The 16,981-nt window shown below is 56.7% G+C and carries 11 protein-coding genes, 6 tRNA genes and 2 pseudogenes; 12 read left to right on the plus strand and 7 right to left on the minus strand.

Annotation, left to right across the window (positions count from 1 at the left end):
• The first annotated feature begins 113 nt into the window (after positions 1-113).
• The 7 genes from BF12_RS23340 (at position 114) to ychF (ending at position 5,005) form a co-directional block, all read left to right on the plus strand.
• Positions 114-533 (plus strand): 4-(cytidine 5'-diphospho)-2-C-methyl-D-erythritol kinase, encoded by a 420-nt coding sequence (locus BF12_RS23340; protein WP_345917363.1) that lies wholly within the window; start codon positions 114-116, stop codon positions 531-533.
• Positions 437-1,003 (plus strand): 4-(cytidine 5'-diphospho)-2-C-methyl-D-erythritol kinase, encoded by a 567-nt coding sequence (gene ispE / locus BF12_RS18785; protein ID WP_345917364.1) that lies wholly within the window; start codon positions 437-439, stop codon positions 1,001-1,003. The genes BF12_RS23340 and ispE overlap by 97 nt, the downstream gene beginning before the upstream one ends.
• Before the next feature lie 29 nt (positions 1,004-1,032).
• Positions 1,033-1,107, plus strand: a tRNA-Gln gene (locus tag BF12_RS0105300).
• Positions 1,108-1,179: 72 nt separating this feature from the next.
• Positions 1,180-2,121: a ribose-phosphate pyrophosphokinase gene (locus tag BF12_RS0105305; RefSeq protein ID WP_024951375.1), complete on the plus strand. Its 942-nt coding sequence runs from the start codon at positions 1,180-1,182 to the stop codon at positions 2,119-2,121.
• Between the two features lie 179 nt (positions 2,122-2,300).
• On the plus strand, positions 2,301-2,939 hold the full coding sequence (locus BF12_RS0105310) for a 50S ribosomal protein L25/general stress protein Ctc (protein ID WP_024951376.1): 639 nt from the start codon (positions 2,301-2,303) through the stop codon (positions 2,937-2,939).
• A gap of 30 nt (positions 2,940-2,969) precedes the next feature.
• Complete coding sequence (gene pth / locus BF12_RS0105315) at positions 2,970-3,554, plus strand: aminoacyl-tRNA hydrolase (protein WP_024951377.1); 585 nt, start codon at positions 2,970-2,972, stop codon at positions 3,552-3,554.
• 359 nt (positions 3,555-3,913) lie between these two features.
• Positions 3,914-5,005: a redox-regulated ATPase YchF gene (gene ychF / locus BF12_RS0105320; protein WP_024951378.1), complete on the plus strand. Its 1,092-nt coding sequence runs from the start codon at positions 3,914-3,916 to the stop codon at positions 5,003-5,005.
• Positions 5,006-5,173: 168 nt separating this feature from the next.
• Here ychF and BF12_RS0105325 read toward each other — a convergent pair whose 3' ends face one another.
• Positions 5,174-6,112: a LysR family transcriptional regulator gene (locus BF12_RS0105325; RefSeq protein ID WP_024951379.1), complete on the minus strand. Its 939-nt coding sequence runs from the start codon at positions 6,110-6,112 to the stop codon at positions 5,174-5,176.
• A 172-nt stretch (positions 6,113-6,284) separates the two neighbouring features.
• On the opposite strand from BF12_RS0105325, the gene BF12_RS0105330 reads away from it, so the two are divergent.
• Together BF12_RS0105330 and BF12_RS0105335 are read left to right on the plus strand one after the other, a co-directional pair.
• On the plus strand, positions 6,285-7,622 hold the full coding sequence (locus BF12_RS0105330; protein WP_156941137.1) for a D-amino acid dehydrogenase: 1,338 nt from the start codon (positions 6,285-6,287) through the stop codon (positions 7,620-7,622).
• 67 nt (positions 7,623-7,689) lie between these two features.
• Positions 7,690-7,766, plus strand: a tRNA-Met gene (locus tag BF12_RS0105335).
• Between the two features lie 166 nt (positions 7,767-7,932).
• Here the strand turns inward: BF12_RS0105335 and BF12_RS18790 are convergent.
• A pseudogene (locus BF12_RS18790) lies at positions 7,933-9,260 on the minus strand (M18 family aminopeptidase).
• 296 nt (positions 9,261-9,556) lie between these two features.
• Between BF12_RS18790 and BF12_RS0105345 the strand changes: the two are divergent.
• A complete protein-coding gene (locus BF12_RS0105345) occupies positions 9,557-11,650 on the plus strand; it encodes a carboxy terminal-processing peptidase (RefSeq protein ID WP_024951381.1) in 2,094 nt (697 codons plus the stop codon).
• Positions 11,651-12,115: 465 nt separating this feature from the next.
• On the opposite strand, the gene BF12_RS0105350 is transcribed toward BF12_RS0105345, so the two are convergent.
• The 5 genes from BF12_RS0105350 to BF12_RS0105370 form a co-directional block, all read right to left on the minus strand.
• Positions 12,116-12,191, minus strand: a tRNA-Asn gene (locus tag BF12_RS0105350).
• 97 nt (positions 12,192-12,288) lie between these two features.
• Positions 12,289-12,364: transfer RNA gene (locus BF12_RS0105355), tRNA-Asn, on the minus strand.
• An 80-nt stretch (positions 12,365-12,444) separates the two neighbouring features.
• Positions 12,445-12,520, minus strand: a tRNA-Asn gene (locus BF12_RS0105360).
• A gap of 174 nt (positions 12,521-12,694) precedes the next feature.
• A tRNA-Met gene (locus BF12_RS0105365) sits at positions 12,695-12,771 on the minus strand.
• 122 nt (positions 12,772-12,893) lie between these two features.
• On the minus strand, positions 12,894-13,847 hold the full coding sequence (locus tag BF12_RS0105370; RefSeq protein ID WP_024951382.1) for a choline ABC transporter substrate-binding protein: 954 nt from the start codon (positions 13,845-13,847) through the stop codon (positions 12,894-12,896).
• 498 nt (positions 13,848-14,345) lie between these two features.
• On the opposite strand from BF12_RS0105370, the pseudogene betI reads away from it, so the two are divergent.
• Positions 14,346-14,947: pseudogene (betI, locus tag BF12_RS18795) on the plus strand (transcriptional regulator BetI).
• Positions 14,948-15,028: 81 nt separating this feature from the next.
• A complete protein-coding gene (gene betB, locus BF12_RS0105380) occupies positions 15,029-16,510 on the plus strand; it encodes a betaine-aldehyde dehydrogenase (RefSeq protein ID WP_024951383.1) in 1,482 nt (493 codons plus the stop codon).
• Positions 16,511-16,981 lie beyond the last annotated feature (471 nt).

Consider the following 16,981-nt stretch of genomic DNA (forward strand, 5'->3'; position numbering starts at 1 on the left):
GGTATCGTTATCAGCAAGACGGCCGACCTGCTCACAGGCCGGCCGTCTTGCTGATAACAGTTGAGTTCGACCTTGTTCAACGCGCCCGACATCTAACCAGGACCGCCTCGCCCGTGATTCACTCGACACTTTCTGCTCTCAGTTTGCCGGCTCCCGCCAAGCTCAATCGTATGCTGCATATCACTGGACAGCGTCCTGATGGCTATCACGAGCTGCAGACCCTGTTTCAGTTTCTCGATCATGGCGACACTCTGCACTTTCAGCTGCGTGACGACGATGCCATCACTCTGACACCTGCTATTGACGGCGTGCCCGAGGAAGCCAATCTGATCGTGCGTGCAGCACGACGACTGCGTGAAACAGCAGTGTCATACGGCAAGGTAGCGGAGGCATCAGCCTGCCCGGTGTCGACATCCAGATTGAGAAGGTACTGCCAATGGGCGGTGGCCTCGGTGGTGGCAGCAGTGATGCCGCTACAACACTATTGGCACTCAATCACCTATGGCAGCTATCGCTGGATGAAGACACTCTAGCCGAGCTGGGTCTTGAACTGGGCGCTGATGTACCAGTCTTCGTACGTGGCTTTGCTGCCTGGGCCGAAGGCATTGGCGAAAAACTGATGCCTGCTGCGCTGGACACCCCATGGTTCGTGGTTATTCATCCCGGTATCGAAGTCTCGACCCCCGCGGTGTTCGGCCACCCACAATTGACACGTTCCAGCCCCGCTATTAGTATGGCGCGCGCACTGCAGGGGGGCCGAAACGACTGCGAAGTCGTGGTAAGCGCTTTGTACCCGGCAGTCGCCGACGCCCTGAACTGGCTGAATCATTTCGGCACCGCCAGACTGACGGGCACCGGCGCCTGTGTGTTCTGTGCGTTTGATGACGCACGACAGGCCAGCAAGGTGCTGGGTAGACTCGCATGCGAGCGCCCGACGTGGCACACCTTCTCGGCACGCGGTTGCAACATCTCTCCCCTACATGCCGCTCTGGCTCAGGCCTGAGCACAGCAACTGGTTGAAGTGAACGTTGCTGGGGTATCGCCAAGTGGTAAGGCACCGGTTTCTGATACCGACATTCCCAGGTTCAAATCCTGGTACCCCAGCCAATCCTGGCCGTTCCCGGTCAACCCGGAATTCTCCACTCCCGAGATCCCACAAGACTCCAAAGGTGGCTGCGCGTGTCTAAACTGATGGTATTCGCGGGGAATGCCAATCCCGCTCTCGCCCGCAAGGTTGCTGAAGCCCTCGATACCCGCCTGGGCCATGCAACCGTCGGTCAGTTCAGCGATGGCGAGATTGCGGTAGAAATCAACGAAAACGTTCGTGGTAAGGACGTCTTCATCATGCAGTCCACCTGCGCACCGACCAACGACAACCTGATGGAGCTGATCCTGATGGTGGATGCGTTGCGTCGTGCGTCAGCGGCGCGTATCACTGCGGTCGTGCCGTATTTCGGTTACGCACGCCAGGATCGCCGTGTGCGCTCTGCTCGCGTGCCGATCTCGGCGAAGGTGGTCGCGGACATGATGGTCAAGGCTGGCGTCAACCGCGTCATGACCATGGACCTGCATGCTGACCAGATCCAGGGCTTCTTCGATGTGCCGGTGGACAACGTCTACGGCTCACCGATTCTGCTCGACGACATCGAACGTCAGAATTATGACAATCTGATCGTCGTCTCCCCGGATGTAGGTGGTGTGGTGCGTGCCCGTGCCATCGCCAAGCAGCTTAACTGCGAGCTGGCGATCATCGACAAGCGTCGTCCCCAGGCCAATCAGGCTCAGGTGATGAATATCATCGGTGATATCAAAGGCCGCACCTGTGTGCTGGTCGATGACATGATCGATACTGCTGGCACGCTGTGCAAGGCAGGCGAAGCGCTCAAGGATCACGGCGCCAACCGCGTTGTGGCCTACGCGTCACACGCCATTCTATCTGGCCCGGCGGTCGACAACATTACCAACTCCGTCCTTGACGAAGTGGTCGTTGCCGATACCATTCCGCTGTCCGATGCAGCTCGTCGCTCAGGCAAGATTCGCCAGCTCACCGTGGCAGGTCTGATCGCTGAAGCAATCCGTCGTGTCAGCAATGAAGAATCCGTCAGCGCCATGTTCCACTAAGTTCCGCTTGGCGAATGCTTTTCGCCGATGGTTCGGAAGATGGTACTGACAGCAGCAGGAGACTCGTTTCCTGCTGACAAGCGGTTGGCTCGGAAACCTTCGAGTCAGCCTCATGAATCCGGTAGCGCTCTGGTCGCGGGGGCTGCCGGATTCTCATTAGCCCTTGAGGTATTTGTAAAATGAAACTGTTCAAACTGAATGCTGAAGTTCGTCAAGACCTCGGGAAAGGTGCGAGCCGCCGCCTGCGTCTTACGAACGATTTCGTGCCGGGCATCATCTACGGCGCTGACAAAGCCCCGACTCCGGTCATGGTCGACAAGCCGAGCCTGTACAAGGCAGTTGATGACGAGGCGTTCTACTCCTCCATCATCACTCTGAATGTTGCTGGCAAGGAAGAGAAAGTCGTCATCCGTGACCTGCAGCGTCACCCGTTCAAGCCGCTGCTGACTCACATCGATTTCCTGCGCATCGACCTGACTCAGAAACTGACCATGAATGTGCCGCTGCACATCACTGGTCAGGAAGCCTGTGTCGGCGTCAAGGATCAAGATGGCGTACTGCACGTCATGGCGACAGACATCGAAATCAGCTGCTTGCCGACAGCACTGCCGGAATACCTGGAGCTGGACGTGTCCGCACTTGAAGTCGGTCACACTCTGCACCTGTCCGACATCACTCTGCCGGAAGGTTCCGAGTCCGTTGCACTGTCCCACGGTGCCGATCACGACTCCGCTGTGGTCAACGTCACTCGCCCGAACATCGCCGCTGCTGAAGAAGATGCAGCTGCCGGTGAAGGCGAAGAAGCTGCAGCAGAATAACGCAGCCTGATCAAGGAGCCAGATACCGCAATGTCACAGGTGAAAGCGATCATCGGCCTCGGTAACCCGGGGAACGAATACGAAGACACCCGTCATAATGCCGGCGTCTGGCTCCTTGACGCCCTTGCGCGCCACGGTCACACCACGTTGCGTCCGGAACGCAAGTTCCATGGCCAATACGCGAAGATTGTTTTCGCGGGCCAGGATCTGCATTTGCTGTTCCCATCAACGTTCATGAATCGCAGCGGTCAGGCCGTGGCCGCATTGTGCAACTTCTACAAGCTCGCTCCGGATGAACTGCTCGTCGCCCACGATGAGTTGGACATCGACCCCGGTACCGCTCGCTATAAGCAGGGTGGTGGCCATGGGGGACACAACGGGCTGCGTGACATCATCAGTGCGCTGGGCAACGACAAGTCCTTCCATCGTGCCCGCATTGGTATCGGCCATCCCGGTAATGCCAACCTGGTGACCAATTTCGTCCTCGGCCGCCCCGGCAAGGCAGACCGTCAATCCATTGATGCTGCCATCGACGAAATTGTCATGACTCTCCCCGAAGCCATCAGCAGCGAATGGGCACGCGCCATGAATCGCCTGCACTCTTTCAAGGGCTGACATCTTCAAGAGCTGAAGCCTTCAAGGACTGATGTCCTCAAGACCTGACGCCTTCAAGAACTGAATCGCTCTGTACTATCCTCCTTTCGAATTCCGGTGATCCGCGCCTCTGCGTATCGCCTCGCTGCCGTGCGTGCCTTGCACCGTGCGCTCAGCAGCAAACATCATCATTTATCGCGCAACATGCGCCCAATGGATGACCTCGGCGGCATCAGGCCTTACACTTCCCGCCTAGCTAACTCCGTGCCTGTCAGCTCATTTCCCCGCACGACCGATGTCCTCTCTGGACGATGGTCTGCTGGTCGAGATGACTGCCAGCGACACGCCCCATTCGATACGTCACACTAGGATCTAGCGCCATGGGTTTCAATTGCGGCATCGTCGGCCTCCCGAACGTCGGCAAGTCCACTCTCTTCAATGCACTGACCAAGTCTGGCATTGATGCCGAGAACTTCCCCTTCTGCACCATCGAGCCGAATACCGGTATCGTACCGATGCCTGACCCGCGCCTGGGTGCACTGGCCGCGATCGTCAAGCCCGAGAAGATACTGCCGACCACCATGGAATTCGTGGATATCGCAGGTCTTGTCGCTGGCGCCTCAAAAGGTGAAGGCTTGGGCAACAAGTTCCTCGCCAACATTCGCGAAACTGATGCCATCGCGCACGTGGTCCGCTGCTTTGAAGACGACAACGTCATCCATGTTGCCAATCATGTCGACCCGACTGCCGATATCGAGACCATCAATATCGAACTGGCATTGGCCGATCTCGATAGCGTCGAGCGCAGCATCCAGCGTCTGGCACGTATCGCCAAGGGCGGCGACAAGGAAGCCATCACCACCAAGGCCGTACTGGAGCGTATCCAGCCGCACTTGGCCGAAGGACAGCCGTTGCGCAGCTTCGGACTGACCGATGATGACCTCAAGGCGCTCAGAGGCTTCGGCTTCCTGACCCTCAAGCCGACCATGTATATCGCCAACGTCAGCGAAGAAGGCTTCGAGAACAACCCCTATCTCGATATCGTGCGCGAGATTGCGGCGGCGGAAGGCGCCATCGTAGTGCCAGTGTGCAACAAGATTGAAGCCGAGATCGCTGAGCTTGATGAAGAAGAGCGCGAGATGTTCCTCAATGAGCTGGGCATGGAAGAGCCAGGCCTGGATCGCGTGATCCGCGCCGGTTACGAGTTGCTGGGTCTGCAGACCTACTTCACCGCAGGTGTGAAGGAAGTCCGTGCCTGGACCATCAAGATTGGCGCGACTGCGCCGGAAGGTGCCGGCGTTATCCACACCGACTTCCAGAAAGGCTTCATCCGTGCCGAAGTCGTGGCCTATGATGACTTCATCGCCTATACCGGCGAACAGGGCGCCAAGGATGCTGGCAAGTGGCGCCTGGAAGGCAAGGACTATATCCTCAAGGATGGTGATGTCGTGCACTTCCGTTTCAATGTCTAAGCCTGAGCTTGAACCCAGCCCAGGACTTGGACTTGGACTTGGACTTACAGCCAGAGAATGCCGAGTGACCTCTGCCTGAGATACAAAACGCCCCTGATCTCTTATGAGTCCAGGGGCGTTTTACGTTTTCATGATGCCATGAACTCCAGATGCCTCAAACTTCAGACCTCAGGCTTTAGCTGCGGGCGTCAACCACTGTGCCGCCTGACGCGCCAGACTATCCGCGAGAGACTGGGCCAGACGCGAGCGCCCTTCCTTGCGTCGCCAGACGGCTCTGAGGACCAACTCACCTGCCGCAGGCAAGGGCCGTGCCATCAGCCCCTGAGTCGTGCAAGCGATATACGCCGTCAGTGCATCCACCACCGCAAGACCTTCCCCTGACTGCACCAACGCCGCTGCCAACGGATAGGTCTGTACACGCGTGATGATATGCGGCGGGTGATCATACATACGCGGCTCATGCTGCTCAGCACTTGCCAACAGGCTATCAAGACGCCGCGCCAGTGGATCATGTGCGCCCAATGCCACCAGTTGCACTCCCGCCAATGTCGAAACCGGCAAGGGAACATTGTGGCTCTCCTGCGCCCAATAGCCTTCAGGTGCCAGCACCATCAATGGCAGGCTGAACAGCGCGCGTGTCGCCAGAGCCGGATGCGTTGGCGCACTGAGCGTGAACCCAAGCTCTGCCTCATGCAGCAACAAGGCATCAACAATCTCTCGCGTATGCTGAGTCGCCAACTCACACCTTACCTGCGCATGACGCCGCCGCCATTGCCCCAACGCCTGGGGTAACAACTGTTGAGCAATCGCTGGCGTTGCGATGACCTTGAGCGCCTGCTCTTCACCACTCCGCAAGCCTGCAGCCAGCCGCTTCACCTCATCCAGTTGCCCCAGCATCCCCTGACTGGCCTCCTCCAACTGACGAGCTTCCTCAGTGGGATAAAGTTGCCCTGCACTGCGTGTAAACAACACGATGCCCCAGTGACGCTCGACCTGCTGCAAGGCCTTGCTCGCTGCTGGCTGAGAGATGTGCAGTAGCCGCGCGGCGCCGGTGACACTGCCCGCCTGCAATACGGCATGAAAGATTTCGAGATCTCTGAGCCGCATATCTTCCTCCTGTCACGCGTCGATCGCGGCGTTAAATATCCTGTGAACAAACAGCATACGCGAGTCATATCTGCGAGAGACATTCCCCATCACAGCTTTACGGCAATAACCTCAGGTTATGGCATATCGACAGGTTTTCATTCGCTCAACTTACGCGCGGCAGTCATGCTGCATGACTTTCCTTCAGGAGTCTGCCATGCAGCGTCATGTCACCATTATCGGCGGTGGCGTGATCGGCCTCACCAGCGCCCATTCACTCGTGCGCGCCGGCCATCACGTCACGCTCATCGATGCTCATGCCGAGGTTGCCAGCGAAACCAGCCATGCCAACGGCGGCCAACTCAGCTATCGCTACGTGGCGCCACTGGCGGATAGTGGTGTGCCCTTACAGGCCATCAAGTGGCTACTGGCTGGCAGTGAGGCACCTCTCAGGTTTCGCCCACAGCTCGATCTTGCTCAGTGGCGCTGGGCCTTGCAATTTCTGGCAGCCTGCCATCGCCGTCAACACCACCAAAGCGCCTCGCAGCTGCTATCACTCGCACAGCATAGCCAGCAGATACTGGCAGAGTGGCGTGAACAAGACGGGCTATCAGGTTTCGCTTGGCAACAAACCGGCAAGCTGGTCGTTCATCGCGATCAACAGGCGCTCAACAAAGCGATTGGTGCGCGGATTGCGCCCGATGACCAACAGCCCCTTGATGCTCGCCAATGTATCGCACTGGAACCCGCATTGATCTCGCAACAGGCGTCCCTGGCAGGCGGCATCTTCAGCGCCTCGGATGAAACGGCAGACTGTCACGCCTTTTGTCAGGCACTCGAGCGTCAACTCATCAATTCAGGTCGCTACACGCGCTTCGCAAGCACCCATGTGGCCCCGCTCTCGAAAGAGAACGGGCGCATTCAATATCTTGACCTCATCCATATCGATGGCAGCCGTGAACGCTGGAAGGTGGATGAAGTCGTATTGGCGGCAGGCAATCATAGTGCAGCGATGGTTCGTGCACTGGGCATCCGGTTGCCTATCCAGCCACTAAAGGGATATAGCCTCACCCTACCGCTTTCAGAAGGCGCGATTGCACCACGTATCAGCGTGACTGACGCTGCGCGCAAGGTGGTTTATGCAAACCTTGGGTCCGCCGATAGTCACCAGCTACGTATCGCGGCGATGGTGGATATTGGTAGCCACGAGCGTGATATCTCTCATCCTGCAATCGACGAGGGGCGTATCGCCGCACTGCGTCGCATTGCCAGCACGAGCTTCCCTGAAGCAGGCAATTTCGCCGATGCGACACCGTGGGCAGGTTTGCGCCCTAGCACTCCCAAGGGTCCGCCGCTCATCGGACACGCTCGTCACGGTAGAAAAAAGCACGATGCGCCAGATAATCTATGGCTGAACACCGGCCATGGCAGCCTTGGCTTTACGCTAGCCTGCGGCAGTGCTGACCTCATTACGCGCGCTATCTCAGGCGATGACCTACCCTCGAATCTCAAGGTGAATTTCCACAACTAGCAGCATGAATACCCATGGGTTTCTTGACAGCCTCATAGCCAATCCGTATTATTCGCCCCCGTTGGACGGCTACATAGCTCAGCTGGTTAGAGCACATCACTCATAATGATGGGGTCCCCTGTTCGAATCAGGGTGTAGCCACCAAACAAGATTACGAAAGGCCCTGACTGTATCAGTCAGGGCCTTTTTCGTTACCAGCGCTGGAGAGACACTTACAACGCTGCATGCGAGACAACTGAAAAAGGCAGCCCTCAGGGCTGCCTTTTTGCATCTTGCACACACGGCTCACTGCATCACGGGCATGCGCTGATCATTCCAGCACCTCGCGATTGCAGAACGCCACCAACACTTTGATCAGCAAGGCAACATCGTGACTGCCTGCCGTTTCGCGAATCGAGTGCATCCCCCACTGTGGCAAACCTATATCCAATGTCGGCACACCAACTTCACTGGCGGTAATCGGCCCGATCGTGCTGCCACATCCCATGTCGGCACGACTGACAAAGGTCTGTACCGGCACATTCTGCTCCCGACACAGCTCACGGAACAGGCTTGCCGTGACACTGTTGGTGGCATAGCGCTGATTGGCATTGACCTTGATCACTGGTCCCGCATTCAGCTTCGGACCGTGGCCGGCATCATGCTTATCCGCGAAATTGGGGTGGACAGCATGTGCATTGTCACAGGAAATCATCAATGAACGTTGCACAAGGCACTGATAGCCCTCCTCGTTGTCCAAACCCACGTAGTGATTGATGCGTTTGAGCACATCGGCCAGGAAAGGCCCCTGCGCGCCACAGGCACTGGCGCTACCTACTTCTTCGTGATCGGTCGCGACGAACAAGGCTCCCTGCTCTCCATCAGCCTCGAGCAATGCCTCAAGACCAACGAAGCATGACAGCAGGTTATCGAGTCGTGCACTGGTAATCAGTTCACCACGCAAGCCAGACTGCGCTGCCAGCTGCACGTCATGTAGCCCTAGTTCGAAATCAATGATGTCAGCGACACGAACGCCGTGCTGTTCTTCGAGAAGGTCGATCAACAGCGCATGGAAGACCTCTACTGGTGTGTCGCCGCTTTCTGGCAGCTGCATGACCACTGGCGACATCTGCGTCTGAGCTTGATGGCACGCCCGCTATTGACGTCACGATCAAGATGAATGGCAAGACTCGGCACGCAGGCAACAGGGCGTGCCACTGTCAATAGCAGGCTTTCGCGCCGGCCATCCTGATGACGTACCTGTACTCGGCCTGCCAAGCCAAGATCACGATCAAACCAGGTACTTAGCAGCACACCACCATAAGTTTCGACACCCAGGGTCAACCAACCCTGACTGGCCTGGGCCGGACTGGGCTTTAGTCGCAGGCAAGGGGAATCAGTGTGCGCCCCTATCATCCGCAATGAGGTTAGCGCCGTATGACTATCAGGAAGCCGGAAGGCAATCAGTGAAGAGTCATTACGCGTGACGTAAGCACGCTCGCCCGGCACCAGTTGCCAGTTCGAGGTTTCGTCGAGTCGTCGATAGCCTTCTCGCTCAAGACGCTGCGCCATGGTAGCGGTAGCATGCCAAGGAGTCGGCGAGACAGAAAGGAAGTCGAGTAACGCTGGAACACGGGAATCTGCAATCGCATGAGTCATGATGGCGTCAAGTCCTCGAAGATGAATGCAAGGCACTGTATAAGAAGAGACATTCTAGAAAAAAGCCTGAGACCATTCATCTCGTGAAGTGATGGCCGGCAAACAGGTGCTACTCAGGCTGTCGACCGAAGCGCTGTGGCTACGATCCCCCTGCGCTGACGCAACAGCCGCAAGACCCGCGTATCAACGGCAGGCAACTGTGCCTGACGCGGGAGACTGCTACAATGCCCGCTCGACCGCCCTGCGGGGAGGTCGTTCAGGGAGCTGAGTGTACATGAATCGGGAGTGCTTCATTGATGAGCCTGTTCGTAAACGTCCGGCGCACGGCATTTATTGCCCTGTGTCTTGCCTTGGCCGGCCCTGCCAGTGCCACGGTCACACCTACTGACGCCGATGCACAGGCTGCTCGCGAAGTTTCCGAGTCATTGCGCTATGGGCATTACGAAGATGTGACCTTGGATGATCACTGGGCCAGCCAGGTTTTCGCCCAGTACCTGAAGACCCTTGACCCGCAAAAAGCCTATCTGCTCGATACGGACATCAGTGAGTTCAGCGATCTGCGTCATGATTTTGACGACGCCATGGTCGATGGCGACCTCGAGCGCGTCTACGCACTCTATGACCGCTACCAACAACGACTCACCTCACGCCTGGAATGGCTGGTGAAGACGCTGGATGCTCACCCAACCTTTGATTTCGAGAAAGACGACCGCCTAGCGCTGGACCGCAAGGACAGCCCATGGGCCGATAGCGAGAAAGACCTCGACGAACTGTGGCGCAAGCGCCTCAAGAACGCCTGGCTTTCCATGTCACTGTCCGACAAGAGTGATGAGGACATCGGCAAGACGCTGAGCGAGCGTTACAGCAACCAGCTCAATCGCATCGAGCAGACCAACGATGAAGACATCCTGACACTGATCATGCATGCCGTGACCGGCAGCATCGATCCGCACAGCGAGTACTTCTCGCCGCGCCAGGGTGAGTCCTTCGATATCCAGATGAAACTGTCACTCGACGGCATTGGCGCACTGCTGCAGTCGGAAGGCGAGTACGTCAAGGTCTCGAGCCTGGTCCCGGGCGGCCCCGCCGAAAAGGACGGTGAACTCAAACCTGCGGATCGCATCGTTGCCGTTGGCCAGGAAGATGACGAATGGACCAACGTCGTGGGCATGCGCCTTGATGACGTGGTCGATCTGATTCGCGGCCCCAAGGGCTCCATCGTGCGCCTTGAGGTCATCCCGGCTCAGTCACTGGATGTCACCAAGACGCGTGAAGTGGACATCACTCGTGACACCGTCAAGCTTGAAGATCAGGCAGCCAACGCCAAGGTCATCGACGTCAAACGCGAAGATGGCATGCACAAGATCGGCGTGATTCACGTACCCGCCTTCTATGTCGACTTCGATGCCTGGCAGGCCGGTGAAGACGACTACCGCAGCACTACGCGCGATGTCGCGCGCCTGATCGACGAACTCAAGGCCAAGAAGGTCGAAGGTATCGTACTGGACCTGCGCAACAATGGCGGCGGTGCACTGCAGGAAGCCAACTCGATGATCGGCCTGTTCATCGATCGCGGCCCCACCGTGCAGGTACGTGACGCACGCGGACGCATCAGCCTGTATGGCGATACCGAAGCTGGCACGCACTACGATGGCCCGCTGACCGTACTGGTCAATCGTCTTTCCGCTTCAGCATCCGAGATCTTTGCCGGTGCGATCCAGGACTACGGACGCGGTCTGATCATTGGCAGCCAGACTTTCGGCAAGGGGACCGTACAGACCATCTCGTCGCTGACACAGGGTGAGATCAAGCTGACACGCGCCAAGTTCTACCGTATTTCCGGTGACTCCACTCAGAACAAGGGCGTCAAGCCGGATATCGACTTCCCAAGTGTCATTGACCCGAAGGAAATCGGTGAATCCAGCCTCGACTACGCCTTACCCTGGGACCAGGTGCGTCCAGTGAAATATCGCCGCCACGGAGACCCCGCGCGCTATCTGGCAGCACTTCGTGCCCGCCACGAAAGCCGCGCCGAGCGAGAGCCTAACTTTTCCTACCTGCAAAGCGAGGTATCCCTGTCCAGAACGCTGCGCGCCCAGCAAACGAGCATCAGCCTCAACCGCGAGCAGCGCAAGCGCGAAATGGATGCACAGGAAGCCGAACAGCTGGCACTGGAGAACAAGCGCCGCCGCGCCTTGGGCCTCAAGGAACTGGCAAGTTTTGCAGAACTGGATGCTAGCAGCGATCACGTATCAGCCAGCGGCAGTGAGCCCGAAGTGATCGATACCGCCAGCGATGACAAGGAAGCCAAGGACCCCATCGATCAGGCACAGTTGCAGGAAAGCGCAGAGATCCTGCTCGACTATGCCCACCTGAACGGCGACAAGTAGTACACCACGAGGTTGCGTCTCGAAGATCAAGACCCCTGCGTCCATGAGCGCAGGGGTCTTTTCGTTAATTAATCAATTGATAGACAGAGATAAAATAGGGATAGGCGATCGAGGGCCATGCCGGCAAGGGCAGAGACACTCACGACAAAGCGCCGCAAGCGAGATGCCAGCAACGATAGAGATAAGAGGCAGATAGATGTCGAACGATCGGGAATTCAAACGCACAGAGACTTCAAGCAAGTCAGAACTTCGAACAGATAGGAGCTTCAAATAGGTAGGAGCTTCAAATAGGTAGGAGCTTCAAATAGGTAGGAGCTTCAAACAGGTAGGAGCTTCAAACAGGAAGGAGCTTCGAACAGATAGGAGCTTCGAGCGGAAAGATAGCCTCAATGCCACAGGAGATCTTCAGGAAGCCAGGTAAAGCAGAGCATATCGACTAACAAGGGAAGAGAGAAAGTGTGATATTGGCTCCTCGAACAGGACTCGAACCTGTGACCCAATGATTAACAGTCATTTGCTCTACCAACTGAGCTATCGAGGAACATCAAATATCAGACAGCATCATAGCGATACTGTTGCTGGCGATGAAGATAGTCATCGTTCAGCGTAATTTCCGGCATTGGCAGGAAGCCTTGGATTGGCTCCTCGAACAGGACTCGAACCTGTGACCCAATGATTAACAGTCATTTGCTCTACCAACTGAGCTATCGAGGAACGACCGGAAATCCTTTTGTCATCGATATCATCATTTTTGACATTATCAGTATGACATTTCAAGCATATACCTGTGCTATTGGCTCCTCGAACAGGACTCGAACCTGTGACCCAATGATTAACAGTCATTTGCTCTACCAACTGAGCTATCGAGGAACAACCTTAAGCACGCGACGAATTATACGGAAATACTCAATGGCGTCAACCACCTTCAGCCATTCAGACGACCGTAAAACCCGCTTGATCCCTCCTTTCGGATTCACTTCTGAAAGCATACAAAGCGACTTTCGGATGTGACAAGGCCCGCACGGATGCAGGCCTTGGAATCACTGGTGGCTACACCCTGATTCGAACAGGGGACCCCATCATTATGAGTGATGTGCTCTAACCAGCTGAGCTATGTAGCCACACGACGGAGCGTATATTGCAGGTCAGGCTGCTGAATTGCAAGCAGTTTTTATAAAAGACCTGACATACATTCCCGCCGCTGCTCTTCTCTCCTGACACGCTCGCCGCGCGTCAGGATGACTCAAAGCCCCAGAGAAGATTTTACTGCAGCAAGGCCCTGCTCGCCATCAACAGTCTTCACGCCTTTCAGCCAAGCATCCAATACCTGCGAATGATCCTTGAGCCAGCTTACGGCAGCCTCATCAGGATCAGCACCCTCATCCATGATGTCGCTCATGACCTGGTTTTCCATCTCAAGCGTGAACTCCAGATTGGCCAACAGGGTGCCTACGTTACCGCATTCGGCACTGTAGCCCGCACGGGTATTGGTATAGACAGTCGCCCCACCAAAGTTCGGACCGAAGTAGTCATCGGCGCCTTTCAGATAGCCCATGTCAAAACGCGTATTCATGGGGTGCGGTTCCCAGCCTAGGAAGACGATCCATTCCTTGGCAGAAATCTTTGATTTCACTTCAGCCAGCATGCCGGCCTCGGAAGAATCAATCATCTCGAATTCTCCCAAGCCGAAGGCATCATCATCAATCATGTCGGAAATGATCATGTTGCCATCATTGCCAGCTTCGATGCCGTAGATACGTCCATCGAACTTGTCGATGTTCTTGGCAAGGTCAGCCACTGACGTGACGCCTGCATCGAGCACATACTGCGGCACGGCCAAGGTATATTTGGCACCTTCGAGATTGGCACGCGGGCGTTCGACCTGCCCCTTGTCGATGTACGGATCACTGATCGATGCCATCGACGGCATCCAGTTACCCAGGAAGACATCGAAGTCGTTATTCTTCATCCCGGCATAGGCAATCGGCACGGAGATGGTGTCAGAAGTGGTCTTGTAGCCCAGCCCATCAAGCACACTGCGTGTTAATGCCGTGGTCGCCGTGATATCTGACCAGCCAACCTCAGCGAAACGCACCGTGCGGCACTCCTTCGATACCTCTGCTTGTGCCTGCGGCACCAATAGTAGTCCCATCGCCAGACCTACCGGCAACACTGCAATACCCAATAATGGTTTCATGCCTACCCCTTGTCTTGTTGTTCGATTTTCATTCGGCATCCATACACCGTAATACGCAATGTTCTTGCATAAGTCACCGCCTTGCACAGAGCACCATGGCGCATATATCAAGATACCCTGACAGTGTTACCCAGTGTTCTACCTGACATCCTGCGTTTTACCAAGCCCCACTTTCAATAAGTATCTATTATGCAACTTGACGCACATCCCGGTAGCCACTACAATTTTTGTTAATTGAACGTTCAATAAAATATTTTGGGTGATGCACTTCCTCATGCTTCCCTGTGTCATGAAGGGTCAGCCGATCAAGGGCATCATACCTGCCCCAACAATAACGGGGCGCCGGAGCAGAATACATGTGGCTTTCAGCAAAACGGTAACAAACACGTACCCTAGCATCATTACGTGATTCCCCCGATATGCCACTCGACAAGGAGCAAGCTGATGCCGAAAGTGGGAATGGAGCCCATCCGTCGCCGCCAATTGATCCTGGCCACCATGCAGGCTATCGATGAGGCAGGTTTGGCCGATGCGACTGTGGCGCGCATTGCACGCCACGCAGGCGTTTCCGCCGGCATCATCAGCCATTACTTCGGCGGCAAGGATGGCTTGATGGAAGCCACCATGCGTCAGATCTTGACTGATCTACGCAGTGCTGTCAGTGAACGCCGTGCCAACCTGGCCAACGATGATGTGCGCAGTCATCTTCATGCCGTGATCGACGGTAATTTCGATCGTAGCCAAGTCAGTCAGACCGTCTCCAAGACATGGCTGGCGTTCTGGGCCTCCAGCATGCACCGCATACCGCTTGAACGCCTGCAGAGGGTCAACGATCGCCGGCTGGTGTCCAATCTGTCAGCACGGTTCCGACGCGCCATGCCACGTGACGAGGCGCGCGATGCTGCAACAGGCTCGCCGCATTGATTGATGGTCTTTGGCTGCGTGGCGCATTGGCACCGGATGGCCTTGATATTGAGCGGGCACGTCGTTTGGCCTATGAGTATGTCGAGTATCAGCTAGCGCTTCACGCAAGCACCTCGATGATCGCCGAACCGGAAAGCACGCCTGACCTTTGCGCCTGCTGCCAGGCTGAAAACTAACGTTTTATCAGTGACGGCAGCCTTTAACGTTCCGTCATGAACACCCATCCCCATTTCCCTGAATCCTTTAGGAGCGCAAGCATGGCTAACGACAATACTAGCTTTCCGATCCAGACCCTTTATATCGGTGGCCGTCGAGTGGAAGCCACTTCCGGCGAAACCTTCGAGACCGTCAACCCTGCGACAGGCGAAGTCATCGCCGAGATTCAGCAGGCCAACGGCGCTGATGTCGATGCCGCTGTCGAAAGCGCTCTGAAGGGGCAGAAAGTGTGGGCTGCGATGACCGGCATGGAGCGTTCGCGCATCCTGCGTCGTACCGTCGACCTGCTACGTGAGCGCAACGATGAGCTGGCACTAATCGAGACTCTCGACACCGGAAAGCCGCTGTCCGAAACCGAAGTGGCCGACGTCGTGACCGGCGCCGATGCTCTCGAATATTACGCAGGCCTCGCGCCGGCTATCGAAGGCACCCAAGTCCCGCTGCGCCAGGAAGCCTTCGTCTACACCCGCAAGGAACCGCTAGGTGTCATTGGCGCCATTGGTGCCTGGAACTACCCGATACAGATCGCTTGCTGGAAGTCTGCCCCGGCACTCGCTGCTGGCAACTCCATGGTCTTCAAGCCCAGCGAAGTCACTCCGCTGACTGCACTGAAGCTGGCCGAGATATTCACCGAAGCCGGCCTACCAGACGGTGTGTTCAACGTCGTACAGGGTGACGCTCGCGTCGGTGTGATGCTGACCGAACATCCGGACATCGCCAAGATTTCCTTCACTGGAGAAGCCGGTACCGGCAAGAAGGTCATGTCCGCGTCCGCTTCCTCGAGCCTGAAAGAAGTCACCATGGAGCTGGGCGGCAAGTCCCCGCTGCTGGTGTTCGCGGACTCCAATCTCGATCGTGCTGCCGACGGTGCCATGATGGCCAACTTCTACAGCTCCGGTCAGGTCTGCACCAACGGTACTCGCGTGTTCGTCGAGTCCAGCGTCAAGGATGCCTTCGAAGCCAAGATTCTCGAGCGTGTCGCTCGTATCAAGGCAGGCGATCCGCAGGATCACTCCACCACCTTTGGCCCGATGGTCAGCTTTGAGCACCTCGACAAGGTCATCTCCTACCTGGAGATCGGCCGTCAGGATGGAGCGCGTCTGATTGCCGGTGGCGAGCGCATGACCGAAGGCGAATTCGCCAAGGGCGCCTGGGTAGCACCGACCGTCTTCACCGATTGCAGCGATGACATGCGCATCGTCAAGGAAGAGATCTTCGGTCCGGTGATGGCCATTCTGTCTTTCGATAGCGAAGAAGAAGTTATCCGTCGCGCCAACGACACTACCTACGGCCTGGCTGCTGGCCTGTTCACCGAGAGTCTGAACCGCGCGCATCGCGTGATTCATCAGCTCGAAGCCGGTATCTGCTGGGTCAACACCTGGGGTGAATCTCCGTCTGAAATGCCGGTCGGTGGCTACAAGCAGTCCGGTATCGGCCGTGAGAACGGCGTAGAAACGCTGGCGCATTACACCCAGACCAAGTCTATTCTGATCGAGATGGGGCCGTTCGAGTCCGCTTTCTAAGGCCTCAGAACACAAAGCTCGCAAGTCCTTGGCCAGCAGCGACCTGAGCGCGCTGGCCTGCTTGAAGGGTTTATCCGGCGGGTGCCGGACAGCAAAGCACCCGATGTCCTACCTGCCGGCATGGCGATCACTCGTCATGCCGGACTGCACTGAGCGTCCGCTTTCATCTCAATGGGTTCACCATCGGATGACAGCCATGCGGTGCGGTCAGTGCCCTGATTCCCATGTCTCGTCGTACCCTCCGTTGACTGCTCTTCACGTCACGCAAGGCACTGACGATGCCATGTCATCGATGCATATCAATCAATGATAGCTCGATGATAGTTATGACCCTGACCATTTGACGCTTCTGCCCTGCGGGGCCAGCTCGATCACTCGGGTCTTGCCACGAGACCAGATGATTCCGACAAGACCCACGAGTCAATCGCCAGCCCTGTGATGTCTCATGACAGAGACGCAGAATGCCTGAGG

Origin of the sequence: Cobetia crustatorum, from assembly GCF_000591415.1 — a bacterium.
Taxonomy (GTDB): Bacteria; Pseudomonadota; Gammaproteobacteria; order Pseudomonadales; family Halomonadaceae; genus Cobetia; species Cobetia crustatorum.